Below are 26,462 nucleotides of genomic sequence, written 5' to 3' on the forward strand. Positions count from 1 at the left end.
TTGCGGATGTACGCAACTCATTCATCTTGTCACTGTCCGTAACAAATCAATAGCGTGGTGGGTGTCCCCGCAGCACGGTGAAAGGAAATCGAGGATGCCGCCCATCCGCACAGCGAAGAAGCGCCGATATCTCGTCTGCCCGCCGGAGTACTTCGACGTCCGGTACGCCATCAACCCATGGATGACATCGGAGGAGCCTGTCGATGTCGGCATGGCCCGAAAGCAGTGGAACGCGCTGACATCCCTGTACCGCGAACTGGGCCACACCGTGGAGACGGTGGAACCGGTCGCCGACCTCCCCGACATGGTGTTCGCGGCCAATTCGGCACTCGTACTCGACGGCAAGGTGTTCGGCGCGCAGTTCCACGCACCCGAGCGGCAGCCGGAGGCCGCCCACTACCGGAAATGGTTTGAAAACGCCGGATTCGAGACGCGTGTCCCGTCCTACACCTGCGAAGGAGAAGGCGACTTCACCCCGGTCGGCGGATACATCCTCGCCGGCACCGGATTCCGTACCCTTCCCGCGGCCCATCACGAGGTACAGGAATTCTTCGGCGCGCCGACGGTGAGTCTTCACCTTGTCGACCCGCATTTCTATCACCTGGACACAGCACTGTTCGCGCTTGACGCCGAGAATATCGCCTACTATCCGGCGGCTTTCTCGGAGGGAAGTCAGAAGGTACTCAAGGCTCTGTTCCCGCACGCGGTCATCTCCACGCGGGAGGACGCACTCGCCTTTGGGCTCAACTCCCTCTCCGACGGACGCAATGTGGTGATCGCCCAGGACGCGACGGGCCTCATGGAGAGCATCGCGGCGCGCGGCTACGTCCCCGTCCCGGTGGACCTCTCGGAGTTCCGCAAGGCGGGCGGTGGAGCGAAGTGCTGCACCCAGGAGATCCGCGCATAGCCCCCCGTGCACGGCGGAACCGCATCTTGTACGACACCTCTCGTAGTTTGACACCCTCCGTACTACGATGGGTATCGTACGAGTCGTACACCGGTCCCGCCCCGAATGGAGTCCGCCGTGAGCGCGCTGTTCCAGCCCTACACCCTGCGATCGCTGACCATCCCCAACCGCGCCTGGATGGCGCCGATGTGCCAGTACTCGGCCGAGGTGTTCGGGCCGAACGCCGGCGTGGCGAACGACTGGCACTTTGCCCACTACGCCGCCCGCGCGACCGGTGGCACGGGACTGATCCTGACCGAGGCGACCGCCGTCAGCCCCGAGGGCCGGATCAGCCCCGCCGACCTCGGCATCTGGAACGAGACCCAGGTCCAGGCGTTCCGCCGGATCACCGCTTTCCTCAAGAGCCAGGGCACCGTTCCCGGAATCCAGTTGGCGCACGCCGGCCGCAAGGCGTCGACGGACCGCCCCTGGAAGGGCGGCGCACCAGTGGGGGCCGAAGAGCACGGCTGGCAGCCACTCGGACCCAGTCCGCTCCCGTTCGACGAGGGGCACCCCGTCCCCGACGAGCTGACGACTGATCAGATACTGGAGATCACCGGGCAGTTCGCTGACGCGGCCCGCCGCGCCCTGGACGCCGGGTTCGAGATCGCCGAGATCCATGGCGCACACGGCTATCTGATCGGCGAGTTCCTCTCCCCGCACAGTAATCACCGTGACGACGAGTACGGCGGCTCCTTCGAGAACCGAGTCCGCTTCGCGCTCGAGGTCGTCGACGCGGTGCGCGCCGTATGGCCCGAGGAGTTGCCACTGTTCTTCCGTATCTCCGCCACCGACTGGCTGGAGGAGGCCGGCTGGACGGCCGACGACACGGTGCGCCTCGCCTCGCTGCTGAAAGAACACGGCGTCGATCTGCTCGATGTCTCGACCGGCGGCAACGCCGCGCGGGTCCGCATCCCGACCGGCCCCGGTTACCAGGTGCCGTTCGCCGCGCGGGTCAAGAGGGAGGCCGGTCTCCCGGTCGCCGCGGTGGGCATGATCACCGAGGCCGAGCAGGCCGAGAAGATCCTGGCGAACGGCGAGGCGGATGCGGTCCTGCTCGGCCGCGAGCTGCTGCGCAACCCGTCCTGGGCCAGGCACGCCGCCCGGGAGCTCGGCGGCGACATCCGCGTCCCCGAGCAGTACCACCGGTCCGTCTGACGTGTGCACCCGAGTGCCGACGGCCGCATCCCGCCGGCTCTCGCAACCCTGTCGCCGCGTGCACTCACATGGCACCTGTCACCTGGGGGGCGCCCCCGGGTGATGCACGGAAAGCAACGGGTCCGCATGCGTTGCGAGTTGCGCACGAAGAGTTGGCATCGCGTCATGATCACGGCCCGGTCACCCTTCTGTCGGCGGGACGCCGGCCGCAACCGGACCGCTGGCGGGGCTGGGCTGACGGCGCGCGAAAAAAACCGCTCCTGGAACGCTCTCGTCGAGGTCGAGCAGCATTTGAGCCTCGACCGTGAACCCGGCGTCGCGTAGCCAGGCCGCCACCTGGTCAGGTTGGCGGCGGTGGACGTAGACGTTCATCGGGTGACCGCCGTAGCCCTGCGTCTTCAGCCTCGACTCGTCGCCGACGTGAAAGCCGAGCAGCAGTGGTCCGCCGGGACGCAACACCCGCCGGAAGTGGTCGAAGACCGTGGGGACGGCATCGTCGGGAAGGTGAATCAACGACCAAAAAGCGAGCAGGCCGACGGCCGAATCGTCGGCGAGGTCGAGGTCCGTCATCGAGCCCACCTCGAACCGCAGGCCGGGGTGGTCACGCCGAGCCACGTCGATCATCACAGGTGAAAGGTCGATACCGAAAGCGTCCACACCCAGCTCGTGCAGGTGAGCGGTGACGTGTCCAGGTCCGCAGCCCACGTCCGCCACCGGCCCGCCGCCAGCGGCGTGCACCAAGTCGGCGAACAACGCGAGAGCCGCTCGAAGGTACGGTTCCCCGGCCAGAGCCTCGCGTATTTGGCCGGCATAGCTGACCGCGACCGTGTCGTAGGAGGTCCGGGTGTCTGCCAACCAGCGGTCCGCGTTCATGCCTCGGCACGGTAGTCCAGTGATCAGGATGTCGTGCACAGTCGGCGCACCGCATGATCATCGCTTGATGCGACAAGGCCGCCGGGATCACCGGCACGGGGTCTTCCTGCCGCTGCTCGCGGTGGTGCCGCTGTCCGTGCCGGAGGGCGGGCCGGTGGTTCCCTGACGAGCGCGCCGCCGATGCTCTCGGCCCTGCTGGTGGCCATCGGCACGATGATCGCGTACCCGTTCGAGATGGAGACCATCGTCCGTCTCTCCGGAGACCGTCTCATCGCCACCCACTACGGGCTCCACAACACCCTTTGCGGCGTCGGCATCACCCTCGGGAACCTGCTGACGGGCGCCGCGCTCAATGCCTCGCGGAAGGCGGGTCTGTCCGCGTTGCCCTGGCTGACACTCCTCGCGCTGGGCCTCGCCTGCGGCGCCGCTCTGCGCGGACTGCACGGCTCCGGCAGATTCGCCCCGGCGGCACCGATGAGTTCCGGGGCCCCGGCCGGTCTGCACTGAGGACGTGAGTCGGTTCTGTCGTCGACCGAGCCGTCCCGAGCTTTCCCTCCGGGCCGACCTGCGCGAGAGCCGCCCACGGGCCACTGTCAGTGGGCGGGTGCAGACTGGCCCCTATCCGAGACAACGGCGTCCTGGAGGTATCGGCCATGACCGATGTACTTCTGACTGTAGGCACTCGAAAAGGGCTCTTCATCGGCCGCAGACGCGGTGGCACGTGGGAGTTCGACGGCCCGCACTTCAATGCGCAGGCCGTGTACTCGATCGGGATCGATACGCGCCGATCCGTGCCCCGGCTGCTGGTCGGCGGCGACAGCGCGCACTGGGGTCCTTCGGTGTTCCACTCCGACGACCTCGGCAAGACGTGGATCGAGCCGACGAAGCCGGCGGTGAAGTTCCCCAAGGACACCGGAGCGTCCCTGGAACGGGTCTGGCAGCTGCATCCGGCCGGTCCCGCCACGCCTGACGTGGTGTTCGCGGGCACGGAGCCGGCCGCGCTGTTCCGCTCGGACGACGCCGGCGAGACCTTCGAGCTCGTACGGCCCCTGTGGGAGCACCCGACCCGCTCGCAATGGGTGCCGGGCGGCGGCGGTGAGGCGGTGCACACCGTGGTCACCGACCGCCGTGACCCGGAGGCCGTGACGGTCGCCGTGTCGACGGCCGGGGTGTTCCGCTCCAAGGACGGCGGGGCCAGCTGGGAGCCGTCCAACCAGGGAGTGTCGGCGGTCTTCCTGCCCGACCCCAATCCGGAGTTCGGGCAGTGCGTCCACAAGATCGCGCAGGACGCCGGCGATCTGGACCGCCTGTATCTGCAGAATCACTGGGGCGTGTACCGCAGCGACGACGCGGGTGCCAAGTGGACGGACATCGGCGCGGGTCTGCCGTCCGACTTCGGTTTCGCGGTCGCCGCGCATCCGCACCGTCCCGACACGGCCTATGTCTTCCCGATCACGGCGGACGCGGACCGGGTGCCTGCCGGGCGTCGCTGCCGCGTCTACCGCACGAACGACGCGGGCGGCAGCTGGGAGGCGCTGTCTGCCGGGCTGCCCGAAGGGGATCACTTCGGGACGGTGCTGCGGGACGCGCTGTGCACGGACGACGCGGATCCGGCGGGTGTCTACTTCGGCAATCGCAACGGCGAGGTGTACGCGAGCGCGGACGACGGCGACAGCTGGCAGCTGCTCGCCTCCCATCTGCCGGATGTGCTCTGTGTGCGGGCGGCGGCCATGGGGTGAAACGCACCGTCGCCGCACCAGTAGAGTGGCGCCCCGTGGCAGCACGACCGTTGAAAGAAATCGTCGAGCCCGGGTGGGCCGATGCGCTCGCTCCAGTGGCTGAACGCGTCGCCGCGATGGGCGACTTCCTGCGCGCGGAGATCGCCGCGGGGCGCACCTACTTGCCGGCCGGACCGAATGTGCTGCGCGCCTTCCAGCAGCCCTTCGACGAGGTGCGTGTCCTGATCGTGGGTCAGGATCCGTACCCCACGCCCGGGCATGCCGTGGGCCTGAGCTTCTCGGTGGCGCCCGAGGTGCGGCCGGTGCCCGGCAGCCTGGACAACATCTTCCGGGAAATGCACGGGGACCTGGGGCACCCCCGTCCCTCCAACGGGGATCTCACACCGTGGACCCGGCAGGGGGTGCTGCTGCTGAACCGGGCGCTCACCACCGCGCCCCGCAAGCCCGCCGCACACCGCGGCAAGGGCTGGGAGGAAGTGACCGAGCAGGCCATCCGGGCCCTTGCTGCGCGCGGCAAGCCCCTGGTGTCCGTGCTGTGGGGGCGTGACGCCCGCAATCTGCGTCCGCTGCTCGGCGACCTTCCCGCGATCGAGTCCTCGCATCCCTCCCCGATGTCCGCGGACCGCGGCTTCTTCGGCTCGCGTCCGTTCAGCCGGACCAATGAGCTCCTTCAACGCCAGGGGGCGCAGCCGGTGGACTGGCAGCTTCCGTGAGTGTGAGCCGGGTACTCGGAGTCGACTCCGGGGGTTCCGGGCTGCGTGTCGCGCTGGCCGAAGCCGGGAACCCGGGGAAGGCCGAGACCGAGGTGTCGCGCGAGCCGGTGCGCACCGGTGCCGCGGGCATCGACGCGGAGCATCTGCTGGAGCAGCTGCTGCCGATGGCGCGCACCCTGCTCGACCGGGCGGGGGGCGGCACCGTGTCCGCGGTCGCGATCGGCGCCGCCGGGATGGCGACGCTCGGCGACCGGCTGCGCGCCGAACTCCCCGCGGCACTGGCCGAGTCGCTGGGTGCACGGCGCCTGGCGCTCGCGGCCGACGCGGTCACGGCCTACGCCGGTGCGCTCGGCCAGCGGGCCGGGGCGGTCGTCGCGGCGGGCACGGGCCTGATCGCGCTGGGCACCGACCTGTCCGACTGGCACCGGGCCGACGGCTGGGGTCATCTGCTGGGCGACTGCGGCGGCGGCGCGTGGATCGGCCGGGCCGGGCTGGAGGCCGCGCTGCGCGCCCACGACGGACGGCGTGGCGGTTCCGCAGCCCTGCTGGCCAGGATGGAGTCGGTGTTCGGTCCGGCGCAGGAGCTGCCGGGATTGCTGTACCCGCGCTCCGACCGTCCCGCGGTGCTCGCATCCTTCGCGCCCGAGGTCGGCCGGTGCGCTGTGGACGGCGACGAGGTGTCGGCGGACATCCTCGCGGCGGCCGCCCGGCAGATCGCCGAGTCGGCCGCGGCCGTCTGCCCGTCGGCCACCGATGTGCCCGAGGGATGCGAAGTCGCCCTCACCGGTGGGCTGTTCAGGATGGGTGCCCCTCTTCTCGTACCGCTGAGGGCGGAGCTTGCCGGACAACTGCCGTATGCACAGCCGGTGTCCGCGGCCGGCGATCCGCTCACCGGCTCGTTGCTCATCGCGTCCGCGCTCGCCACCGATTCGCTGCGGCTGCCGCGCCATCCGACTCTGCTGCACGTACCGACAGAGCAGGACAGCTGAGGCGTACACCATTCATCGGATAAATGCGGACAGATGACGCTTGACCGCCCCCTCCCCGAACAGTCGCGCCCCCAAAACCAGTAGCATGCGGCGCCATGAGCTCCCCCACTGGGCCTGCATCCGGCCTGCCTGTACGAATGCCGCGACCCCGACAGACCGGGCGGCACCGCCGCCCGGAGCCCGTAGCGGCTCCTGAGGGCGCGCCCGCGCTCGTGCTCGCCGTGCCCGGCGCTCCCGCGCCCGCCACGCGCAGCCTGGCCGAAGAGGTCATAAGCATCGCTCGCTCCGAGCTGCCGGGCCTTGAGGTCGGCATCGGTTATCTCGACGGGGACAACGCCGAGTACCCCACGCTCGAAGGCGTCCTCGCGCACACCGCCGCCCGGCGCACCGAGCGGTACGAGATCGCGCAGGCCGCCGGCCGTGAAGTGGCCGCGCCCGAGGGCCCCGCCGCCGTTGTGGTGCCCCTTCTCGCCGGCCCGGACAACGTCCTGATGCGCCGGATCCGCCAGGCCGTCATGGACAGCCGCGCGAGCGCCGAGCTGACCGATGTCCTCGGCCCGCACCCGCTGCTCGCCGAAGCCCTGCACGTCCGGCTCTCGGAGGCCGGTCTGGCGCGTGCCGACCGCGCCCGGCTGTTCACCGTGGCCACGGCGGCCGACGGCATCATCCTGGCTACGGTCGGCGGCGAGGAGGCCGTCCAGGCCGCCGGGATCACGGGCATGCTGCTGGCCGCGCGTCTCGCGGTGCCGGTGATGGCCGCCGCGCTCGACCACGAGGGCGCGGTCGGCGCGATCGCCGAGCAACTGCGCGGCTCCGGCTCGGTGCAGCTCGCCCTGGCGCCGTACCTCGTGGGCCCGGAGCTGCCCGAGGGCCTGCTCGACTCGGCCGTGAAGGAGGCGGGCTGCGCCGCCTCCGAGGCGCTCGGGGCCTACCCGGCGATCGGAAAGCTGGTGCTGTCGCAGTACGCGACCGCGTTGGGCATCGCGCCGCAGCCTCAGGGCTCGCCGAGTCTCTGACGGCTCCGCCGTATGTACGCAGAAGGGCCCGCACCACGCGAACGGTGCGGGCCCTTGCGCAACGCCCCGGCGACGGTCAGGCGAAGATCACGCAGGAGGCGGCGGGGACGTCGAGGGAGCCCGACCTGCGCGGAACGCCCGTCTCCGGGTCGATGTCGAACCAGGTGACGTCTCCGGTGCGCTCATTGGCGGTGTACAGCCTGTGTCCTGTGGGGTCCAGGGCCAGGTCGCGCGGCCAGTGCCCGCCGCACGGCACCGTCGTGATCAGATCCGCCTTCTCGTGCGTCTCGTCGAGCGCGAGGACGGCGATGCTGTCATGGCCGCGGTTGGCCGCCCAGACATGGCGGCCGTCGTGCGAGACAACCACCGCGGACGGGTAGCTGGGCCCGGCCGCGCCGTCCGGCAGCACCGGCGTCTCGCCGAGCGGTTCGAGGACGCCCGAGTCCGCGTCCCAGCGGCAGACGGTGAGGGTCGGCTCGAGCTCGTTCAGCACATAGGCGTGGCCGCCGGCGGGGTGGAAGGCGAGATGGCGCGGTCCTGTGCCGGGGCGCAGCGCGGTCTCGCCGTGCTTCGTCAGCTCGCCCGACTCGGTGTCCAGCACGCAAATCCGTACGGAGTCGGTGCCGAGGTCGACGCTGAGCACCCAGCGCCCGGTCGGATCGGGCAGTACCTGGTGCGCGTGCGGGCCGCGTTGCCGGTCGGGGTGCGGCCCTGAGCCTTCGTGCTGCAGTACGCCGCTGGCGGCGACCGGTTCGCCGTCGGTCCCGACCGGGAGCACGCTGACGCTGCCGGAACCGTAGTTGGCGGTCACCAGATGGCCCGAGGCGATCGCGAGATGCGTGGGTCCCGCGCCGCACACCGGCACGCGCGCGCCGATCGGCCGCGGCGACGGCCCGTCCGCCTCGAAAGCCCCTACCGCGCCCTCTGCAGTCTCGGAGACGGCGTAGAGGACCGTGCCGCCGGACGCGATCGCGAGCGCGAGATACGACGGGTCCGCGACGGCGTCGCTCGCCCCCGTCTCCGTCAGGGCCCCGGTCTCCCCGTCCACGGCGGCCGTGATGATCCCGCGGCCTCCGGCCGAGGTGAACGACCCGATGAAAGCCCGTCCGGCGCTCTTGTCCCCCACAGCATTCCTCTCTCCGCCACTGATTCGCCTGCTGCCCGGCCGACGGTAGCAGGCGGTCTAGACCAACTCCGGCTACGAGTTCCCTTCGCCGCGGGCGCGCGCGGTCGCCTCCGGGTGGTGGACATAGGCGGGACGCCATTGGGTCGTGTCATACGTCCGGTGGAAGACGGGTGTCGCGGAGCCCGAGATCGGCGGCACGATCCACGACCAGTCCGCGCCCACCACACGGCCCCGGCTCTGCTCCCGGTCCAGGTGTGTGAGGAAGCGGCGCGACTCGGTGTGGTGGTCGGTGACCGTGACTCCCGCGAGGTCGAAGGAGTGCAGGACCGCGCGGTTCAGCTCGACCAGTGCGCGGTCCTTCCAGAGCGAGCGGTCGTTCGTCGTGTCCAGGCCCAACTGCTCGGCGATACGCGGCAGCAGGTCGTAGCGGTCGGTGTCCGCGAGGTTGCGGGCACCGATCTCGGTGCCCATGTACCAGCCGTTGAAGGGAGCTGCGGGGTAGCAGATCCCGCCGATCTCCAGGCACATGTTCGCGATCGCGGGTACGGCGTGCCAGCGCAGGCCGAGGCCCGCGTACCAGCTCTGCTCCGGGTGGTGCAGCTCCACTTCGAGTACGGCGTCGCGCGGCAGCTCGAACCAGCGCGGTTTGCCGTCCCCGTCCTCGATCACCAGTGGCAGCAGATCGAAGTGTGTGCCCGGGCCGCCCGGCCAGCCGAGCCTGAGGGCGAGCTCGGTGATCCCGGCGTTGCGCGGGTCGCCGACGGCGGGCCCGTAGTCGCCGGCGTAGCCCGCGTACCGTACGAGCTGCTCGTTCCAGATCCGCGGTCCTGGACGGTCCGGCGCGTCCGGGGCGAAGACGGTGATGAGCGGGCGGATCCGGCCGCCGTTGTTGGCTTCGCGCAGATGGTCGGCCGCCTCGCGCGCCACGGAGTCGGCGTCGTCGATGTCCCGGCGGTCGCGTATGCGCAGGGAGCGCCAGTAGAGCCGGCCGATGCAGCGGTTGCTGTTGCGCCAGGCGACGCGTGCGCCGTAGACGAGTTCGGCCGGGGTGTGGCGGTAGGTGCCGGTCGCCTCGATCTCTGCGCGTACGGCGGCGATCCGGCCCGCCGGGTCACCGGCCGACGGCTCCTCGCGGTGATGGAGCCGGATGAACTCCTCGGCCTCTTCGACCAGCTCACCGCGGGTGGCGGGCGGGCCGCCCGTCGGCTGCTCGGAGTGGCCCATCGGGCAGCGGACTTCCGGCGCCGGAGCGTCCGCCGATTCGTGCGCTGACACCCGTGCACCGGTCCGGCGCAGGGCTCTGAGCAGAGACTTCCGCATGGCGCGTACCCCCGGTCCTGGAGGGGACGTACGTGGATGCCGCTCTGGTTACCCCTTGAACAGACTGATCCACCCTGTGTGTGCCAGGTGAATTTGCCTCATTCCGCGGCTTGTGTCGTTGTGGCAGGTCAGGCAGGTACGAGGGGGGCGCGGGGAGAGGTGCGCAGGGGCGCATCGAGCTCCGCGAGCGCCCGCTCCAGCCCGTGCAGATGGGTGAGGGCGGCCTCGGCCCCGGGGTGGTGCTGCGGCGCCCGCACGGAGTCGACGGAGGCCTTCGTCTGCCGGGTGGCAGGCGGCACCAGCGCGTGTACGGCGGCCTCGACGCGCCGGCAGGCGGCGGCCAGCCGGGCGTCGTGGGAGGCGTCCGGGTCGGCGGCGACGGTGGCGAGGCCGCGCACTTCGCGGGCGCAGTCGTCGAGCAGCGCGATCACCTGGCGGGCGCGCGCTTTGCGGGCACGCAGCGGGCTGAGCGGATGAACGAGCGGGGCGAGCGAGAGCCGTACCCGGCCGAGCAGCAGCTCCAGTTCGGCGGCGAGCGGCGCCGGATCGGCCTCCTCCGCCCCGGCCAGTCGGCGCGCGGCCGCGGTGGTGCAGCCGTGGACGCAGTGCAGTGCGCGCCGGATCCACGCGTCGGTCGCGGCATGGGTGGTGACGGGCAGGATCAACGCGACACCGAGGGCCGCACCGAGCGCGCCGACCGCCGTCTCCTCGAAGCGCAGGAGCAGCAGCCCGGGGTGCAGGACGCCCAGCAGCCCGTACAGCAGACCGGCCATGACGGTGACGAAGAACATCATCCAGCTGTACGAGGGCGTGGCCGTGTAGAAGATGCCGAAGACGCAGACCGCGACCAGGACGGCCGTCGGTGCCGGCGCGCCGCCGACCGGGACCGCGATCAGCAGTCCCGCGGCGATACCGGTGACGGTGCCGACGACGCGGCGGAAGCCACGGACCAGGGTCTCGCCGCGCGACGCGGTGTTGACGAAGATCCACCAGGCGGTGCCGACGGCCCAGTACCAGCGGTCCGGGGAGATCAGCAGCCCTGCGGCGAGCGCGACGCCGCAGGCGAAGGTCGCCTGGAAAGCCTGCCGGGTGGTGGGGCGGGCGACCCCGCGGCCGGGGAGCGGCGCGGGCGCGGCGGGCGGCGGCGTACGCCGCTCGATGCACCACAGGCCGAAGCGGACGGCCGAGGAGGCGGTCAGGGCCAGCGCCACCGCCCCGTACAGCTCCGGCAGCTGCGCCGGTACCGCGTGCAGGAACTGGGTGACGAAGAACATCATGAACGCGAAGATGCCCAGCGCCTGCCCGCGCGGGCCCCAGCGCCTGGCGTACACGCCGCAGAAGACCACGCTGAGCCAGGCGGTGGCGCGCAGCAGCGGCAGCTCGTGCAGGGCGGTCGCGAGCGCGAGGATGGGGAAGCCGGCGGCGGGCAGCAGGGCGGTGGTGACGGCCTGGCGGCGCACGGTCGGGTCGCCGACGGTGAAGAGCGCGAGGAGCGCGGCGAGTCCGCCGGTGATGGAGGCGATCAGGGAGAGCCCGGCCAGCTCGGCTGCGGCGACGGCGAGGGCGACGCCGAGCACGGCGCGCGTCGAGACGCGCAGTCGCACGCGCCCCGGATCGGGGGCCACAAACATCCGCCGCAGGCCGGTCATGCTCTTCATCACGGTCGTCCCGCCCCCCTTGCTGTTCACACACCCTCTTCAGACATGGCAATGGCGCCGCGGGTCCGGTCCGGCTCCGTCGCCGTTCCGGCGCTGCGCAGCGCCATCTCTCCGCAGAGGAAAGCATCACCGCATGCAGTGGCTCAACTCGATCGCGATGGACTGGGCCATTGGCACAGTCCAGGCCAGGAGGCGCGGGCCAGAGGGAGGCCAACGGACCGTGACGGTGAACACACTCGACACCCGCATTCAGTGGCTGCTGATCGAGCAGCCGCGCTCAGCCTCCGCGGGCAGAAGGCAGAAGGCAGTCGGCCGCTCGGGGCGAGCAATCGTGAGGCCCAGGGGTGCAAGGCTGCGACGGAACTCGTCTCCCGGACCCCTGGGCCCATTTCGATGACTATCGGGCTGTTTGCTTCTCTCTGTGTCGTCGACAGGTTCCTCCTTCCTGCCGTAGGGGCGCGGCCCTCTATCCGGAGCCGACGCGGGTATGCAGCTCGAACCACACCACCTTCCCGGCGCTTGTCCGGTCGCTGCCCCAGCAGCGGGACAGCAGGGTCAGCATGTACAGCCCGCGCCCCTCCTCCTCGTGCTCGCGGGCCTGGCGCCTCGTGGGTCCGGAAGGGTTCGCGTCCTCGATCTCGCAACGTATCCCGCGGTGCCGGGAAGGCCGGCAGAAGGTGAGCCGGACCGGCCCCCACGCATGGCACAGGGCGTTGGTGACCAGTTCGCTGACGAGCAGCTCCGTGTCGTCGATCTGCTCGTGGAGCGCCCATTGAGCCAGCTGGGTGCGGACGATTCGCCGTGCTTCTCGCACCGAGGACGGTTCGGGTGGCAGCAGCCAGGACCTTCTACGGGGGCTCTCGTCCGGAGGAACGCCGAGCCCGGCCTGCCGTGTCGGGCCGGCCGCAAACTCAGGCATGGGCGCCGTGAACGGTTTCATGCCGCCCCGACCTCCATGGCCTGAGCGGTGGGAGCTGACCTGACGTCGGGCAGGAGCTCACCCATGTCCTCGAACACCGTCACACCGTTGCAGAGGAGGCCCCAACCCTGCTCAGGGTGGTAGGCCACGAGGCGGGCGGCGTCATGGTCGGGCGCGGTCGAGGATGGACAGGGTGGCTGGTGCTGGCACATTGCTCGGACCTTCGATTCTCCGCCCGACTGGGGCGGATCTCGGATGACGCGACCATCATGTGCCGACGACCAGCGTGTCGGGAGGGGATAAATCCCCGTATCGGTACCTGAGCTGCCCGAAGCGGGCCTGGTGGGCATCGTAGGGTGACGGCGCAATCGCTCCGCGTGCGGCGCTACTGCGGATCCCCGCGTTTCACCCGCGCCCTTCACTGACCGGCCGACGCCTCTTCACTGGCCGGCCGCCACCTCCCGAGGGGGCCACGTAGCCGGAGCAGAGGAGCCGTACAGGGCCCATTCCGCCGCCCTGTCGCGTCCCATCCTCGCTCCGCGCCGTACTGCCGCGGTGTATCTGCGCTCGCCGAGCTCGGTGCGTAGACGGATTTCGGTCCTCTCGTGTCCCGCGGCCAGGTGCTGGAACCCCGATTGCGAGATCCCTACGGAACGCCCCACGACCTCCGCCGCGCCCAGCAGCCGGGCACCGTCTTCCGCCTCGCCGGCTGAGGCGGCGGCCCAGGCCAGCGCCTCCAGGCAGAGGGCGATTCCCCATCCGTCCCCGACGACCCGGCGGGTCTTGAGGGCGTCGCGCAGGAGTTCTGCCGCATGGCGTGGCTCACCCTGGCGCCAGCGGTAGAGGCCGAGCGCCCACAGGGCGTAGGAGCGGGACCAGGGCGCGTGTGCCTCATCGCACAGGTCCAGGCACTCCTTCCCGACATCCGCGGCACGAGGATCGTCGGACATGGCACATGCCACGGTGAGCTGATACAGGGCGGTCATCAAGCCGTTGCGATCACCGGCCGCGCGGTGGCCTTCCACGGCTTTCTCCAGAAGGCCGATCGCCTGGCGGAAGTCGCCTTCGTAGAGCGCGCAGCCGCCCAGGAACTGCTCGGCGTGGACCAGGGTGGTTGTATCGCGAAGCCGGAGCGCGAGGGCCCGGCACTCCTCCAGCTGCGGCAGCGCGGAGGACGTGTCGCCCCGGAGCACCGACAGCCAGCCGTCCACCCACAGCGCCTTGCCGCGGGCCACCGTGTCCTGGGGTGCGAGCGCCAGCGCCCTGCCGAGCCAGTGGCGGCCCTCGCTGAGGAACCCGCTGCACAGCCAGTGGAACCACAGCGAGGCGGCGATATCCAGCCCCTCCTGCACCTGGCCGGGTTCGCTGAGGCAGAACTCCAGGGCGGTGCGGAGGTTGGCGTGCTCACTCTGCAACCGGGCGAGCCAGGTCTCCTGGCGCGGGCTCAGCCACTCCGCCTCCGCGCGGTCCACCAGCTGGTGGTACCAGTCCCGGTGACGTTGCTGCAGGACCGGCTTCTCCCCGGCCTCGGCCAGGCGCTCCGCGCCGTACTGCCGGATCGTTTCCAGCAGGCGGTAGCGCACCTGGGCACCCTGCTCCTCCCTGATCAGAACCGACTTGTCGACCAGCCCGGCCACCAGGTCGAGGATGCTCTCCTCGGGTATGCCGTCACCGGAGCAGACCGCTTCGACCGCGTCCAGCCCGCAGCTCCCGGCGAAGACCGATGTGCGCGCCCACACCCGCTGCTCACCGGGGGAACACAGAGCGAAGCTCCAGTCGATCGAGGCGCGCAGGGTCTCGTGGCGGGGCAGGTCCGCCGTGGTGTTGTCCGGGGACAGTTCGAGGCGGTCGTCCAGCCGCCGGAGGATCTCTTGGGGCGTGAACGTCCTGAGTTGCGCCGCGGCCAGTTCGATGGCGAGCGGGATGCCGTCCAGACGCCGGCAGAGCCGGACGACCGTCTCCAGGTTTTCGGGGCCGAGGGTGAACTCCGGCGACGCCTCCGCCGCCCGCCGCTGGAACAGCCTGACCGCTGCATAGTGAGCGGCTGCCTCGGGGCGGAGCGTTCGATGGGGTTCCGGCACGGCCAGTGCGGGCACCGAGAGGACGGACTCGCCGTACACCCCCAGGGGCTGGCGGCTGGTGGCCAGCACGCGCAGCCGGGGAGCCGCGCGCAGCAGGCGGTCGGTGAGCGCCGCGCAGCCGTCCAGGATGTGCTCGCAGTTGTCCAGGACCAACAGGGAACGGGTGTCACGAAGGCGGTCGCAGAGCAGGTCCAACGGGTGCCGGGCCGACTGGTCCCGCAGGCCGATCCCGGTCGCGACAGTCTGCGCGAGCAGCCCTTCGTCCTCCAGCGCGCCGAGCTCGACCAGCCAATCGCCGTCCGGGAACGCCCTTCGCACCTCGTCCGCAACTCCCGTTGCCAGCTTGGTCTTGCCCACGCCACCCACACCCGTGAGGGTCACCAGGCGGGAATGCCGCAGCATCTTTTTGGCCTCGGCGAGCTGCTGCCGGCGGCCGATCAAGGAGGACTCGTCGCCGAAGGAAGCGCCCCGCCGTAGGTGGGGACCGGTGCCATTGGCGCCGTGGGCGGACATAACACCATGGTTGCACCTGCGGCGGGAGGACCGGATTTCCTCTCCGGCCCCTCCGCCGGGCGGGGGCGTCCGGAGCCGCCGGGCGGGGACGGCCGGAGCCGCAGAGGAATAGGCTGGACGGGTCGGCCCGGTTCACGAACGGCCTGTGGCTCCGTGGATCGGACCGATCCGAGGAATCGATGGCTGTCGTGGCATCAAGCGTCTCGACACGTCGGCAGGAGGGCAGGCTGCCTGCCGAGGTGACGAGCTTCGTGGGACGTCGGCACGAGGTGGCCGAGGTCCGCAACAGGCTGTCCGGATCGCGTCTGGTGACGCTCACGGGTGTGGGGGGAGTCGGCAAGACGCGGCTGGCGTCACATGTCGCAGCCGAGGTCCGGTCGGCGTTTCCGGACGGTGTGTGGCTCGTCGAACTCGCGGGCCTGGAGAATTCCGAGCTGTTCGCCCAGACCGTGGCTGAAGCGCTGGAGATCCGTGACCATTCCTCCCGCGGACCACTGGACATCCTCACCGAACATCTCCGGGACAAGCGCACACTGGTGATCCTGGACAACTGCGAGCATCTGCTGCCGCAGTGCGCGGTGCTGGCCGATTCTCTGCTTCGCTCCGCCCCCGATCTGAAGATCCTGGCCACCAGTCGGCAGGTGTTGGGCCTCCCTTACGAGCACACCCTGGCCGTGCCGACGCTGGGCCTGCCGAGCACCGGGAAACCCCGGCTGTCCCTCAAGTCACTGGCCCGGTGCGACGCCGTACGGCTGTTCACCGAGAGAGCGGGCGCCGTCCTGCCCGGGTTCTCTGTCACCGAGGCCAACCGTGAAGCAGTCGAACGGATCTGCCGACAGCTGGACGGCATCCCTCTGGGAATCGAGCTTGCCGTCGTCCGGCTGCGGGCCCTGTCCGTACAGCAGTTGCTGGAGCGGCTGGACGACCGGTTCCAGCTGCTGACCGCCGGTTCGCGGGCGGTGCTCCCGCGCCACCAGACACTGCGCGCGCTGATCGACTGGAGTTACGTTCTGTGCACCGGTCAAGAGCGGCTGCTCTGGGCTCGCGCCTCGGTATTCACCGGCGGCTTCGATCTGGAGGCGGCCGAGGAGGTCTGCTCCGGCGACGGCATCAGCCGTGAAGAGATACTCGATGTGGTGACTGGACTCGTCGACAAATCGGTCCTTCTCAGGGAGGAGCCCCACTCGACGGTGCGCTACCGACTGCTGGACACACTGCGGCAGTACGGCCGGGAGCAGCTCGTCGCAGCTGGGCAGACGGCGCCTCTGCAACGGCGCCACCGTGACTACTACCGGCGGCTGGCGGCCGAAGCGCGTGCCGAGTTGTTCGGCCCGTCCCAAGTGGCCTGGTTCGCACGGCTCCACCTGGAGCACACCAATCTGCGCACTGCCCTGGAGTACAGCTTCGCCGAACCCGGGGAGGCCGAGAACGGCCTGAGCATGGCCTCGGACCTGCTCTACCACTGGATCACCAGCTACTACCTCGGCGAGGGACGGCGCTGGCTGGACGAGGGGCTCGCTGTCTGCACCGAACCGAACCAGGTCCGCGCCCGAGCGCTGTGGACCAACAGCTGGCTGGCCGTCATCCAGTCGGAGACCGCCGCCGCGGCGGCCATGCTCGAGGAGAGCGGGAAGCTCGGGAAACGGCTCGCGGACGACTCCGTAGTCGCCTACACCGCGCTGTACTCCGGCATGATCGCCATGTATCGGGGGGACGCCGAATCCGCGATCGGGCTCTACGAGGACGCGGTGGCCCGGCACCAGGCCGTCAACGACCCCGTGGGACTCGCGCTGGCGCTGATCCGGCTCTCCCTCGTCCACTCGTTCCTCGGTGACTCGCCGCGCGCCATCGCCTTCGGAGAGGAGTCCCTGAGGGTGTGCGACACGTACGGAGAGGGCTGGCACAGGGCCTATACGACGATGGCGCTCGGAATCGAGGTCTGGCGCCAGGGCGACGCCCGTCGCGCCGCCGAGCTCGAGAAGGCGAGCCTGGTCTTCAACCGTTCGCTCGACGATCCGCTGGGGGTCGGCGTCAACCTTGAGGTGCTGGCCTGGATCGCCGCCACGGAGGAGCAGTACGAGCGCGCCGCCCGGCTCCTGGGCGTCCTGCAGACCGTCTGGCAGGCGATCGGCGCACCGCTGTCCGGGTACGGACACCTCGTCAAATACCACGACGAATGCGAGTCGCGCACCAGCCGGGCCCTCGGTGCCACGGCCTTCCGTGCTGCCGTCAGGAAGGGTTCCCAGCTCTCCTACGGCGAAGCGGTCGGCTACGCGCTCGAGGAGCACCTGACGGCGGCGGAACCGAGCGGAGAGGATGAGCGGCCGTCACCGCTCACCCGTCGGGAGACCGAGATCGCCCAGCTGGTCGCGCAGGGGCTGAGCAACAAGGAGATCGCGGCCACGCTGGTGATCGCCCAGCGCACGGCGGAGGGTCATATCGAGCACATACTGAGCAAACTCGGCTTCACCTCCCGTGCCCAGGTGGCTGTCTGGGTGTTCGAGCACGACCGCGCAGCCGACGGGGACGAGCGCTCTCCCCAGGGCGAGCCCTGACCCGCGGAGGCACCGTGCACCGGCTTCGCGGCCAACTGCCCTTTGAGCGCACCCGAGGTGAGCCCCTGGAGATATGGCGACCGGCGAAGGCGAAGAGCCGAGCAGGGGGCTCAGCCGCTCCCGCTCCCGCCGCCGTCCCCGCGTTGTGCTTCGCGAAGCCGAGTTGATGCGCTGTCCAGCAGCATCTCCAGCGCGGTGGGATACGCACTGTGGTTCATCCGGGCGACCAGCAGATGCGCGGTCGCTGCGATGTGCGGATGAGTCGCGGCGGGCAGCCGGGCGTACGTGGCCTGCCAGACCTCCTCGTCCGCCGCGCGTGCCGCCGTCGGCAGCGCCAGCGAGGCCGCGTCCAGCGCGGCGAACGCCAGGCTCTGGTCGATGAACGCGTGATAGATCCGGACCGCCTCGGCGTCCGGGAAGCCGGCCGTGCGCAGCAGCCCCAGGATCGTCTCGTCAGCCGCCACTTCGTAACCCTTGCCGGTCACGCGGCTGGCGGTCAGCACGGCCGCCTGCGGATGCTCGAGATACGCGGCATGGATGCGCAGCCCCAGCTCCCGCAGGTCGGCGCGCCAGTCGCCGGTACCCTCCCAGCACGCCAGGGCACGTCCGACGAGCATGTTCCCGATGGCCAGCGTCAGGTCGTCGATGCCGCTGAAATACCGGTACAGCGTGCTGGGGTCCGCCCCCAGAGCGGTGCCGAGGCGGCGGACGGTCAGGCCCGCGCTCCCGTGCTCCCGCAGCATGCGCAGCGCCGTCTCCACGATCAGCTGCTCCGACAGCACCGCGCCGTTCTTCGTGGGACGTCGCCGCCTCCGGGCCTCCTCCGGCACCACAGGCTTGGGCACAGCACGCTCCCTCCACCACCATCACCATGACCCGGCACCTTATGCCAACACGGTTGACGTTAACAGCGGCGGGCGCGTTGGATCGGATCCGACAAGCGGCGCGCCCCACAATCGGCGCCTGCACACCGTGTCTGGGAAACGGAGTTTGGCCATGCGTGTTCTTCTCGTGGGAGCCGGCGGCGTCGGCACCGCCATTACCCGGATCGCCGCCCGCCGATCCTTCTTCGACCACATGGTCGTTGCCGACTACGACCTCTCCCGCGCCCAGGCCGCGGTCGCGGCCCTGGAACCGGACGGCCGCTTCAGCGCCGAACGGATCGACGCGAGCGACGAGGCGGCCGTCACCTCCTTGCTGCACCGGCAGCGCTGCGACGTCCTGCTCAATGCCACCGACCCCCGCTTCGTCATGCCGCTGTTCCAGGCGGCCCTGGCCGCCGGGGCGCACTACCTGGACATGGCGATGTCGCTGTCCCGCCCGCACCCGGAGCGCCCTTACGAACTGACTGGCGTCAAGCTCGGCGACACCCAGTTCGAACGGGCCGCGGACTGGGAGAAGGCCGGACTGCTCGCCCTGGTCGGCATCGGTGTCGAGCCGGGCCTGTCCGATGTCTTCGCCCGCCACGCCGCCGAGGAACTCTTCGACGAGATCGAGGAGATCGGCATCCGTGACGGAGCGAACCTCACGGTCGACGGCTATGACTTCGCACCCTCGTTCAGCATCTGGACCACCATCGAGGAATGCCTCAATGCACCCGTCGTCTACGAGGCCGACCGCGGCTGGTTCACCACCGCCCCCTTCAGCGAGCCCGAGGTCTTCGACTTCCCCGAGGGGATCGGCCCCGTCGAGTGCGTCAACGTCGAGCACGAGGAGGTCCTGCTGGTCCCACGCTGGGTGGACGCGGGACGCGTCACCTTCAAGTACGGCCTCGGCGAGGACTTCATCCGTACGCTGCAGACGCTGCATCTGCTGGGCCTCGACCGCACCGATCCGGTGCCGGTGCCCGCGGCGGACGGATCGGGCACGGTCCACGTCTCCCCGCGGGACATGGTCGCCGCCTGTCTGCCGGACCCGGCGGCCCTCGGGGAGCGCATGCACGGCAAGACCTGCGCGGGCACCTGGGTCAAGGGAACCAAAGACGGCCGCCCGCGCGAGGTCTACCTGTACCACGTGGTCGACAATCAGTGGTCCATGCGTGAGTACGGCTGCCAGGCCGTCGTATGGCAGACCGCCATCAACCCCGTCGTGGCCCTGGAACTGATCGCCGCCGACACCTGGTCCGGAAGTGGCGTCCTCGGCCCCGAAGCCCTCCCCGCCCGGCCTTTCCTGGACCTGCTGACCGCGTACGGCTCACCGTGGGGCATGCGCGAGCAGTGACTTGCCCTCTCCGCAGAGGAACGCCTCACCGCACCCAGTGGCTCAACTCGATCGCGATAGACTGGGCCATTGGCGCTGTCCAGGGCGGAGCTCGGGCCGGAGGGAGGCCGACGGGCGCATGACGGTGGACACACTCGACACCCGCATCCTGCGGCTGCTGATCGAACAGCCGCGCACCAGCGTGCGTGAGTACGCCCGGATCCTCGGCATCGCGCGCGGCACCCTGCAGGCCAGGATCGACAGGCTGGAACGGGACGGCGTGATCACCGGCACGGGTCCGTACCTCTCCCCCGCCGCCCTTGGGCATCCGGTGCTCGCCTTCGTCCATATCGAGGTCACGCAGGGGCATCTGGACGAGGTCGGCGACGCGCTCGCGGCCGTGCCCGAGATCATCGAGGCGTTCTCGATCACCGGCGGCGGTGATCTGCTCACGCGCGTCGCCGCGCGGGACAACGGGCATCTCGAGGACGTCATCCAGCGGCTGATCCAGCTGCCGGGCGTGGTGCGTACGCGCACCGAGATGGCACTGCGCGAGCGCGTGCCGCACCGGCTGCTGCCGCTGGTCGAGTCGGTGGGCCGGGCCGCCGGCACGTCGCGCTGAGCATCGGCTCGGCAAGGACGAGCACCGGCTTGGCACGGTCGAACCGAGTCTTGGCATGCTGGTGCGCATGAGCACTTCGCGCACCACTTCGGTCATCTTCGATCTCGACGGCACACTGGTGGACAGCGAACCGAACTACTACGAGGCGGGGCGCCGACTGCTCGCCCAGCACGGCGTGGCGGACTTCAGCTGGGAGCACCACACCCGGTTCATCGGGATCGGGACGCGGGAGACGCTGGAGATCCTGCGTGGGGAGTACGGGATCGAGGTGCCGGTCGAGGAGCTGCTCGCCGCGAAGAACCGCCACTATCTGGAGCTGGCGCGCGCTTCGACGGACGTCTTCCCGGAGATGTGGAAGTTCGTGGAGCGGCTCCACACGGAGGGGGTGCCGATGGCGGTGGCATCCGGCTCGTCCCGCGCCGCCATCGAGGCGGTGCTCGCCGGCACCGGTCTCGACGCATTCATCCCCACGGTCGTCTCCGCCGAGGAGGTCGCACAGGGCAAGCCCGAGCCCGATGTCTTCCTGGAGGCCGCGCGCCGTCTCGGCGCCGGTCCTGCCGACTGTGTGGTGCTGGAGGACGCCGCGCCGGGTGCGGCTGCGGCGCACGCCGCAGGTATGCGCTGCATCGCCGTCCCCTATGTCCCGGCGACGGCCGACGACCCGGCGTTCCAGTCCGCGGGGCTGCTCTTCGCGGGCGGACAGAGCGAGTTCACGGCGCAGGCCGCCTACGACTGGCTCGTTCCGCAGGCTCCCTCTGTCTGATCTTGGACGTCGGGGACCTTGCGCCGGTGGAATCGGCCGATGAGCATGGCGGCGCCGCCTTCTCTGGAGGAACTCATGGGTTCTGCCGCCGTACTCGTCGCCAATCGCGGGGAGATCGCCGTACGGGTGCTGCGCGCCGCCGCCGAGGCCGGAATGCGGACCGCGGCCGTGTACGCCGAGGACGACGCGGGATCACCGCATGTCCAACTGGCCGACGAGGCAGTGCCGTTGCCCGGATCGGGACCTGCCGCATATCTGGACGGCGGAGCGGTGCTGGCTGCGGCGCGGCGTGCACAGTGCGGCCTGCTGCACCCCGGATACGGATTCCTCAGCGAGGACGCCGGTTTCGCCGCGCGCTGCGCGGCGGCGGGGATCGGCTTTGTCGGGCCATCGCCCGAGGTGCTGGCACTCTTCGGCGACAAGGCGCGGGCACGGGTCCTCGCCGAGCGGGTCGGTGTGCCGGTGCTCGCGGGAACGCAGGGGGCGACCGGTCTGGAGGAGGCGCGGGAGTTCCTCGCGGAGCTGGGTCCCGGCGCGGCGGTGATGGTGAAGGCCGTAGGCGGGGGCGGCGGGCGCGGAATGCGGGCCGTGCACGCCGTCGACGATCTTGCGGATGCCTGGGAGCGCTGCCGGTCGGAAGCACTGCAGTCCTTCGGGCGGGGCGAGTTGTACGCCGAGCGGCTGCTGGAGGGCGCCCGCCATATCGAGGTGCAGGTCCTCGGTGACACCACCGGGGCGGTGACCCATCTGTGGGAGCGGGACTGCAGCGCCCAGCGCCGCCACCAGAAGCTGATCGAGATCGCTCCGGCGCCCGCGCTGCCCCCGCAGCTGCGGGACCGGCTGCTGGATGCCGCTCTGCGGATGGCGCGCGAGGCGGGTGTCACCGGGCTCGCGACCTTCGAATTCCTCCTCGCCGGTGAGGAGTTCCACTTCATCGAGGCCAATCCGCGGCTCCAGGTGGAGCACACCGTCACCGAGGAGGTGACGGGCGTGGATCTGGTCTCCGTACAACTGCGGCTCGCCCAGGGCGAGACGCTGAAGTCGCTCGGTCTCGCCGAGTCTCCACCGCCCCGCTGTTTTGCCGTGCAGGCCCGGGTGTACGCGGAAGAGCCCGGGACTGTGGGCCGGTTCGAGGTACCGACGGGGCCCGGCGTACGGGTGGACACGGCGACCCGCGCCGGGCTGACGACGGGCACCCGGTACGACCCTCTCCTTGCGAAAGTGATCGCTCGGGTGCCGGCGGGCGCCGGTTTCGCGGCGGCGTGCGAGCGGACCGGGCGGGCGCTCGGCGAGTTCGGGATCGAGGGCGTGCGGACCGGGATTCCGCTGCTCCGGGCGGTACTTGCGGATCCGGAGTTCGCCGCGGGCGGCACGGACACCGGCTTCCTCGAAGGGCTCGCAGACCTCCCGGGTACGGCGGCCCCCGATGCGGGCACTGCCGGGGCACCGATGAGCGGCACCGTCGTGGCGGTCGATGTCGCCCCCGGAGACACGGTGCGGAGCGGGCAGCAGTTGCTCGTCCTCGAGGCGATGAAGATGGAGCACGTGGTCAGGGCGGGCGCGGCCGGGACCGTACGGTCCGTGCCGACGGCGGTGGGCGACACGGTGGCGGAGGGACAGGCGCTGGTGCTGCTCGACCCGGCCGGTGGCGAGCCTGCCAATGACGGGCCGGCCGAGGAGGGCGTCGACCTCGACTCCGTACGCCCGGATCTCGCCGAGTCGCTGCGCCGCCATGCGATCGGCCTGGACGAGAACCGTCCCGACGCGGTGGCCAAACGGCATCGGATCGGCCGCCGCACAGCCCGCGAGAACATCGACGCGCTCTGCGACCCGGGCAGCTTCACGGAGTTCGGGGCACTCGCCATCGCCGCCCAGCGCCGCCGCCGCTCGCTGGAGGACCTGATCGTCGCCACACCCGCCGACGGCATGGTCACCGGCACCGGGAGGATCGACGGGACGCCGTGCGTGGCGATGTCGTACGACTACACGGTGCTCGCGGGCACTCAGGGGCACCAGAACCACCGCAAGACCGACCGGATGCTGCAGCTCGCCGAGCGACGGCGGCTTCCTGTGGTGCTGTTCGCGGAGGGCGGCGGAGGGCGGCCAGGCGATACGGACACCACGGCCGTCGCAGGGCTCGATCTCATGACGTTTCACCAGATGGGACGGCTCAGCGGTCTGGTGCCGCTGGTCGGGGTCGTGTCCGGGCGCTGTTTCGCGGGCAACGCCGCGCTGCTCGGCTGCTGCGATGTGGTGATCGCGACGCCCGAGGCGACGATCGGCATGGGTGGCCCGGCGATGATCGAGGGCGGCGGGCTCGGACTGCACCGGCCCGAGGATGTCGGTCCGCTCTCCGTCCAGGTACCGAACGGCGTGGTGGACATCGCGGTCGCCGACGAGGCGGAGGCGGTGGGAGTGGCGCGCCAGTACCTCTCGTACTTCCGGGGCCCGCAGAGCAGTTGGGACTCCCCCGACCCGCGGGCGCTGCGTCACGCCGTGCCCGAGAACCGGCGCCGGGCGTACGACATTCGGGTGGCGGTCCAGGGGCTCGCGGACACCGGCTCGGTGCTGGAGCTGCGCCGAGGTTTCGGGACCGGCGTGATCACCGCGCTGGTACGGATCGAGGGCCGTCCGATGGGCCTGATCGCCAACAACCCCGGGCAGCTGGGCGGCGCGATCGACAGCGACGCCGCCGACAAAGCCGCCCGCTTTCTGCAGCTGTGCGACGCCCACGGCCTACCGGTCGTCTCACTCTGCGATACGCCCGGTTTCATGGTCGGTCCTGACGCGGAACGGACCGCGACCGTACGCCACTTCTCCCGGCTCTTTGTGACGGGCGCCCATCTCGGCGTACCGCTGGTCTGCCTGATCCTGCGGAAGGCGTACGGACTCGGCGCGATGGCCATGATGGGCGGCTCGACACGGGCTCCCCTGGCCACCGCCGCCTGGCCGAGCGGCGAGCTCGGCGGCATGGGCCTGGAGGGTGCGGTACGCCTCGGCTACCGCAATGAGCTGGCCGCGATCGAGGATCCCGAGGAACGGCAGCGGGCCTTCGATGCGCGCGTCGCCGAGCTGTACGAGCACGGCAAGGCGGTCAACGCGGCGGCCGCGCTGGAGATCGACGCGGTGATCGACCCGGCGGACTCGCGGCGCTGGATCCTGGCAGCGCTGGACGCCTGGTCGCCGGAGCCGGACGGGGCGGCGCGGCGGCCGTACGTCGACACCTGGTAGCCACGCCGTCATGCGGTCGGCGTCCGTCGCGCAGGGTCAGCCGACCCAGCCGCCGGTGAGGCCGAGCACCGCCGAACCGTCCAGGTCGCTGAGCTTGGTGCCGGTGAAGGACCGGGCCCAGTCGGACGTCTGGATACGGAACGCGGGCCGGTCCGCGGTCAGCGCCTGCAGTACCGACTCGGCAGCCTCGGCCGGGGTCTGTGCGCCGCTGAGGAACTGCGAGACGGTGCGTTCCACGTAGGACCGCAGCGCATCGGCGTACGGACCGGCCGTGGCAATCGCGGCCTCCGGGTCGACACCGATATTGCTGACGAACTCGGTCGCCACAGCGCCGGGTTCGACGACGGAGACGGTCACACCGAGCTTGGCAGCCACCGGCGCCAGGCTCTCCATGTAGCCCTCGACGGCGAACTTCGCAGCGCAGTAAGCCTCATTGAACGGCTGCCCGATGACCCCACCGACGCTGGTGACGGTGATCAGACGGCCACCGGAGGCTCGAAGGTGGGGCAGGGCCGCCTTGGAGACATGAAGCACTCCGAAGAAGTTGACCTCCATGACCTTGCGCACATCGTCAACCGTCTCGTTCTCGAGCGTGCCGAGGTGCCCGGCACCCGCATTGTTGATCACGGCGTCGAGGCGGCCGTGGTCACTGATGACGCCCTCGATCGCGGCGGCGACAGAGGCCTCGTCGGTGACGTCGAGCTGCCGGATGTCGAGCTCGACCCCGGCGTCCGCGGCCGCCTTGCGCAGCGCGTCGGCGCGGCTGGTGTCGCGCAGGGTGGCCACGGTCTGCCAGCCGGCCCGCGCGGCGGCGACGGCGGCGGCCAGGCCGATGCCCGAGGAGGTGCCGGTGATGAGAACAACCTTGGAAGACATGGTGTGCCTTTCATGCATGGACACTGAGCAATTCAGTGCGTGTACACACACCATAACCATTCTGTGCGTGCACACGCAACAGGTAGGATCGGCCCCATGGCAAAAAGGAAGCTCACCCAGGCAGAGATGCCCGTGGCCGACCACGCCTTCTACGGACTGGTCTGGGCCGGAACCGTCCTGACCGAACGCGTGGACCGCGCCCTGAGCAAGGCCCACGACCTGCCGGTCTCCTGGTTCGAGGTAATGCTCTGGCTCGCCTCGAACCCGGATCCTGTTCCGGCCTCCGTACTCGGCAACAGCACCATGCTCAGCCGCAGCCAGGTGTCCCGCGTCATCGACGCCCTCCAGAGCCGTGGTCTTGTCACCCGCACCCCGTCCCCGCGTGACGCGCGCTCTGTCGAAGTGGCCCTGACGCCGGAGGGCCACCAGCTTTTCGAAGAGGCCGACGCCACGCGACGCTCCTGCCTGACTCCGGTCTTCACCGACCTCCTCGACACGGAGGATCTCGAAGCGCTCAGCACGGTGTGGCACAAGCTCAAGGCCGGCAAGGACGACTGACGCCTGCTCTGCGAGTGCCCAGCGGCTCCCCGTACCGGTCAAGCCCCCCGAGGGACAGCCATGTCGGTGAGCAGAGCCGCGCCGGGGGCGAGCTCGGACCAGTCGCCGTGCCAGGTGAGAACGGCGATGGCGCTGGTGGGGAACTTCTCGCGGGTACGCTTCAGGGCGTCGCCGAGCGCCTCGGCAGCCAGTGCCAGCACCAGCTCCTGGACTCCAGGATTGTGACCGACCAGCAGCAACGTGCCTACGGATGCGGGTGCTTCACGTACGACAGCGAGCAGCGTGTGGAGCTCCGCATCGTAGACGCGGGCCTCGTGCTGCACTGGTGGCTGGGTTTCAAGGTGTTCGGCCGCCAGTTCCCAGGTCTCTCGGGCACGGACAGCGGTGGAGCAGAACACAAGGTCCGGGGTGTAACGGGCGTCCCGCAGCCAGCGACCGGCAGCGGAGGCGTCCCTACGGCCCCGCCCGGCGAGCGGACGGTCGAAGTCCGCCATATCCGGTGGCCGGGCGGACTTGGCATGCCGCAGGACGATCAGCCGACGCAGTGCTGTCACAAGAACTCCCGCCGTCGATGGCCCATGCCCGACCGCCAGTATCCTGCCGCTGC

At 70.5% G+C, this 26,462-nt stretch carries 22 protein-coding genes and 1 pseudogene; 13 read left to right on the forward strand and 10 right to left on the reverse strand.

Annotated features, from left to right (window positions below; all coding sequences use genetic code 11):
* The first annotated feature begins 94 nt into the window (after window positions 1-94).
* Window positions 95-907, forward strand: coding sequence for a dimethylargininase (ddaH, locus tag ACFYXH_RS25305; protein WP_389567124.1), 813 nt, complete (start codon window positions 95-97; stop codon window positions 905-907).
* Window positions 908-1,024: 117 nt separating this feature from the next.
* Window positions 1,025-2,104, forward strand: a complete 1,080-nt coding sequence (locus ACFYXH_RS25310) for an NADH:flavin oxidoreductase/NADH oxidase (RefSeq protein ID WP_389567127.1) — start codon at window positions 1,025-1,027, stop codon at window positions 2,102-2,104.
* A gap of 180 nt (window positions 2,105-2,284) precedes the next feature.
* Here the strand turns inward: ACFYXH_RS25310 and ACFYXH_RS25315 are convergent, their stop codons facing one another.
* Window positions 2,285-2,977 carry a class I SAM-dependent DNA methyltransferase gene (locus ACFYXH_RS25315; protein ID WP_389567130.1) on the reverse strand — a complete coding sequence of 231 codons (693 nt, stop codon included), beginning with the start codon at window positions 2,975-2,977 and terminating at the stop codon, window positions 2,285-2,287.
* Window positions 2,978-3,080: 103 nt separating this feature from the next.
* Here ACFYXH_RS25315 and ACFYXH_RS25320 point away from each other — a divergent pair.
* From ACFYXH_RS25320 to ACFYXH_RS25340, 5 genes and pseudogenes are all read left to right on the forward strand, one after another.
* Window positions 3,081-3,484, forward strand: a pseudogene (locus tag ACFYXH_RS25320) (MFS transporter); the annotation flags it as partial.
* Between the two features lie 146 nt (window positions 3,485-3,630).
* Window positions 3,631-4,716, forward strand: a complete 1,086-nt coding sequence (locus ACFYXH_RS25325; RefSeq protein WP_389567133.1) for a WD40/YVTN/BNR-like repeat-containing protein — start codon at window positions 3,631-3,633, stop codon at window positions 4,714-4,716.
* 35 nt (window positions 4,717-4,751) lie between these two features.
* On the forward strand, window positions 4,752-5,429 hold the full coding sequence (locus tag ACFYXH_RS25330) for a uracil-DNA glycosylase (protein ID WP_389567136.1): 678 nt from the start codon (window positions 4,752-4,754) through the stop codon (window positions 5,427-5,429).
* Entirely contained in the window at window positions 5,426-6,418 is a 993-nt protein-coding gene (locus ACFYXH_RS25335) for an N-acetylglucosamine kinase (protein WP_389567139.1), read from the forward strand. Before ACFYXH_RS25330 ends, ACFYXH_RS25335 begins: the two co-directional genes overlap by 4 nt.
* Before the next feature lie 95 nt (window positions 6,419-6,513).
* Window positions 6,514-7,434 carry a sirohydrochlorin chelatase gene (locus ACFYXH_RS25340; protein ID WP_385304807.1) on the forward strand — a complete coding sequence of 307 codons (921 nt, stop codon included), beginning with the start codon at window positions 6,514-6,516 and terminating at the stop codon, window positions 7,432-7,434.
* 76 nt (window positions 7,435-7,510) lie between these two features.
* On the opposite strand, the gene ACFYXH_RS25345 is transcribed toward ACFYXH_RS25340, so the two are convergent.
* The 6 genes from ACFYXH_RS25345 to ACFYXH_RS25370 all read right to left on the reverse strand — a co-directional run bounded on the left by ACFYXH_RS25345 (window position 7,511) and on the right by ACFYXH_RS25370 (window position 15,051).
* Window positions 7,511-8,560, reverse strand: coding sequence for a lactonase family protein (locus ACFYXH_RS25345; RefSeq protein ID WP_389567142.1), 1,050 nt, complete (start codon window positions 8,558-8,560; stop codon window positions 7,511-7,513).
* 72 nt (window positions 8,561-8,632) lie between these two features.
* Window positions 8,633-9,784, reverse strand: coding sequence for a nitric oxide synthase oxygenase (locus ACFYXH_RS25350; RefSeq protein ID WP_389567716.1), 1,152 nt, complete (start codon window positions 9,782-9,784; stop codon window positions 8,633-8,635).
* A 224-nt stretch (window positions 9,785-10,008) separates the two neighbouring features.
* The gene (locus tag ACFYXH_RS25355; RefSeq protein WP_389567719.1) at window positions 10,009-11,511 is read right to left on the reverse strand and encodes an FUSC family protein; all 1,503 of its coding nucleotides are present in this window, start codon (window positions 11,509-11,511) and stop codon (window positions 10,009-10,011) included.
* Between the two features lie 493 nt (window positions 11,512-12,004).
* A complete protein-coding gene (locus ACFYXH_RS25360; RefSeq protein WP_389567144.1) occupies window positions 12,005-12,478 on the reverse strand; it encodes an ATP-binding protein in 474 nt (157 codons plus the stop codon).
* Window positions 12,475-12,669 (reverse strand): DUF5999 family protein, encoded by a 195-nt coding sequence (locus ACFYXH_RS25365; RefSeq protein WP_327321963.1) that lies wholly within the window; start codon window positions 12,667-12,669, stop codon window positions 12,475-12,477. Before ACFYXH_RS25365 ends, ACFYXH_RS25360 begins: the two co-directional genes overlap by 4 nt.
* Window positions 12,670-12,897: 228 nt before the next feature.
* On the reverse strand, window positions 12,898-15,051 hold the full coding sequence (locus tag ACFYXH_RS25370; RefSeq protein WP_389567147.1) for an ATP-binding protein: 2,154 nt from the start codon (window positions 15,049-15,051) through the stop codon (window positions 12,898-12,900).
* 179 nt (window positions 15,052-15,230) lie between these two features.
* Between ACFYXH_RS25370 and ACFYXH_RS25375 the strand changes: the two genes are divergently transcribed.
* The gene (locus tag ACFYXH_RS25375; protein WP_389567150.1) at window positions 15,231-17,606 is read left to right on the forward strand and encodes an ATP-binding protein; all 2,376 of its coding nucleotides are present in this window, start codon (window positions 15,231-15,233) and stop codon (window positions 17,604-17,606) included.
* Between the two features lie 110 nt (window positions 17,607-17,716).
* Here ACFYXH_RS25375 and ACFYXH_RS25380 read toward each other — a convergent pair whose 3' ends face one another.
* Window positions 17,717-18,451: a TetR/AcrR family transcriptional regulator gene (locus tag ACFYXH_RS25380; RefSeq protein ID WP_389567153.1), complete on the reverse strand. Its 735-nt coding sequence runs from the start codon at window positions 18,449-18,451 to the stop codon at window positions 17,717-17,719.
* A 151-nt stretch (window positions 18,452-18,602) separates the two neighbouring features.
* On the opposite strand from ACFYXH_RS25380, the gene ACFYXH_RS25385 reads away from it, so the two are divergent.
* The 4 genes from ACFYXH_RS25385 (at window position 18,603) to ACFYXH_RS25400 (ending at window position 24,421) form a co-directional block, all read left to right on the forward strand.
* On the forward strand, window positions 18,603-19,826 hold the full coding sequence (locus ACFYXH_RS25385) for a saccharopine dehydrogenase family protein (RefSeq protein WP_389567156.1): 1,224 nt from the start codon (window positions 18,603-18,605) through the stop codon (window positions 19,824-19,826).
* A 118-nt stretch (window positions 19,827-19,944) separates the two neighbouring features.
* A complete protein-coding gene (locus ACFYXH_RS25390) occupies window positions 19,945-20,427 on the forward strand; it encodes an Lrp/AsnC family transcriptional regulator (RefSeq protein WP_327321968.1) in 483 nt (160 codons plus the stop codon).
* A gap of 67 nt (window positions 20,428-20,494) precedes the next feature.
* Window positions 20,495-21,190 (forward strand): HAD family hydrolase, encoded by a 696-nt coding sequence (locus ACFYXH_RS25395; RefSeq protein ID WP_389567160.1) that lies wholly within the window; start codon window positions 20,495-20,497, stop codon window positions 21,188-21,190.
* 75 nt (window positions 21,191-21,265) lie between these two features.
* The gene (locus tag ACFYXH_RS25400) at window positions 21,266-24,421 is read left to right on the forward strand and encodes a carboxyl transferase domain-containing protein (RefSeq protein ID WP_389567162.1); all 3,156 of its coding nucleotides are present in this window, start codon (window positions 21,266-21,268) and stop codon (window positions 24,419-24,421) included.
* A 36-nt stretch (window positions 24,422-24,457) separates the two neighbouring features.
* Here the strand turns inward: ACFYXH_RS25400 and ACFYXH_RS25405 are convergent, their stop codons facing one another.
* On the reverse strand, window positions 24,458-25,297 hold the full coding sequence (locus ACFYXH_RS25405) for an SDR family oxidoreductase (RefSeq protein ID WP_389567165.1): 840 nt from the start codon (window positions 25,295-25,297) through the stop codon (window positions 24,458-24,460).
* Window positions 25,298-25,393: 96 nt separating this feature from the next.
* On the opposite strand from ACFYXH_RS25405, the gene ACFYXH_RS25410 reads away from it, so the two are divergent.
* On the forward strand, window positions 25,394-25,855 hold the full coding sequence (locus ACFYXH_RS25410) for a MarR family winged helix-turn-helix transcriptional regulator (RefSeq protein WP_389567167.1): 462 nt from the start codon (window positions 25,394-25,396) through the stop codon (window positions 25,853-25,855).
* Window positions 25,856-25,893: 38 nt separating this feature from the next.
* Here ACFYXH_RS25410 and ACFYXH_RS25415 read toward each other — a convergent pair whose 3' ends face one another.
* A complete protein-coding gene (locus tag ACFYXH_RS25415; RefSeq protein WP_389567722.1) occupies window positions 25,894-26,400 on the reverse strand; it encodes a SixA phosphatase family protein in 507 nt (168 codons plus the stop codon).
* Between the last annotated feature and the right edge of the window lie 62 nt (window positions 26,401-26,462).

Origin of the sequence: Streptomyces sp. NPDC002730 (assembly GCF_042888805.1) — a bacterium.
Taxonomy (GTDB): domain Bacteria; phylum Actinomycetota; class Actinomycetes; order Streptomycetales; family Streptomycetaceae; genus Streptomyces.

Bases quoted from the DNA above. Each gene is read 5' to 3' on its own strand.
- ACFYXH_RS25340 (WP_385304807.1), top strand. From the start codon at position 6,514: ATGAGCTCCCCCACTGGGCCTGCATCCGGCCTGCCTGTACGAATGCCG.
- ACFYXH_RS25365 (WP_327321963.1), bottom strand. From the start codon at position 12,669: ATGTGCCAGCACCAGCCACCCTGTCCATCCTCGACCGCGCCCGACCAT.
- ACFYXH_RS25405 (WP_389567165.1), bottom strand. From the start codon at position 25,297: ATGTCTTCCAAGGTTGTTCTCATCACCGGCACCTCCTCGGGCATCGGC.
- ACFYXH_RS25410 (WP_389567167.1), top strand. From the start codon at position 25,394: ATGGCAAAAAGGAAGCTCACCCAGGCAGAGATGCCCGTGGCCGACCAC.
- ACFYXH_RS25400 (WP_389567162.1), top strand. From the start codon at position 21,266: ATGGGTTCTGCCGCCGTACTCGTCGCCAATCGCGGGGAGATCGCCGTA.
- ACFYXH_RS25395 (WP_389567160.1), top strand. From the start codon at position 20,495: ATGAGCACTTCGCGCACCACTTCGGTCATCTTCGATCTCGACGGCACA.
- ACFYXH_RS25360 (WP_389567144.1), bottom strand. From the start codon at position 12,478: ATGAAACCGTTCACGGCGCCCATGCCTGAGTTTGCGGCCGGCCCGACA.
- ACFYXH_RS25325 (WP_389567133.1), top strand. From the start codon at position 3,631: ATGACCGATGTACTTCTGACTGTAGGCACTCGAAAAGGGCTCTTCATC.
- ACFYXH_RS25385 (WP_389567156.1), top strand. From the start codon at position 18,603: ATGCGTGTTCTTCTCGTGGGAGCCGGCGGCGTCGGCACCGCCATTACC.
- ACFYXH_RS25355 (WP_389567719.1), bottom strand. From the start codon at position 11,511: ATGTTTGTGGCCCCCGATCCGGGGCGCGTGCGACTGCGCGTCTCGACG.
- ddaH (WP_389567124.1), top strand. From the start codon at position 95: ATGCCGCCCATCCGCACAGCGAAGAAGCGCCGATATCTCGTCTGCCCG.
- ACFYXH_RS25390 (WP_327321968.1), top strand. From the start codon at position 19,945: ATGACGGTGGACACACTCGACACCCGCATCCTGCGGCTGCTGATCGAA.
- ACFYXH_RS25350 (WP_389567716.1), bottom strand. From the start codon at position 9,784: ATGGGCCACTCCGAGCAGCCGACGGGCGGCCCGCCCGCCACCCGCGGT.
- ACFYXH_RS25370 (WP_389567147.1), bottom strand. From the start codon at position 15,051: ATGTCCGCCCACGGCGCCAATGGCACCGGTCCCCACCTACGGCGGGGC.
- ACFYXH_RS25375 (WP_389567150.1), top strand. From the start codon at position 15,231: ATGGCTGTCGTGGCATCAAGCGTCTCGACACGTCGGCAGGAGGGCAGG.
- ACFYXH_RS25315 (WP_389567130.1), bottom strand. From the start codon at position 2,977: ATGAACGCGGACCGCTGGTTGGCAGACACCCGGACCTCCTACGACACG.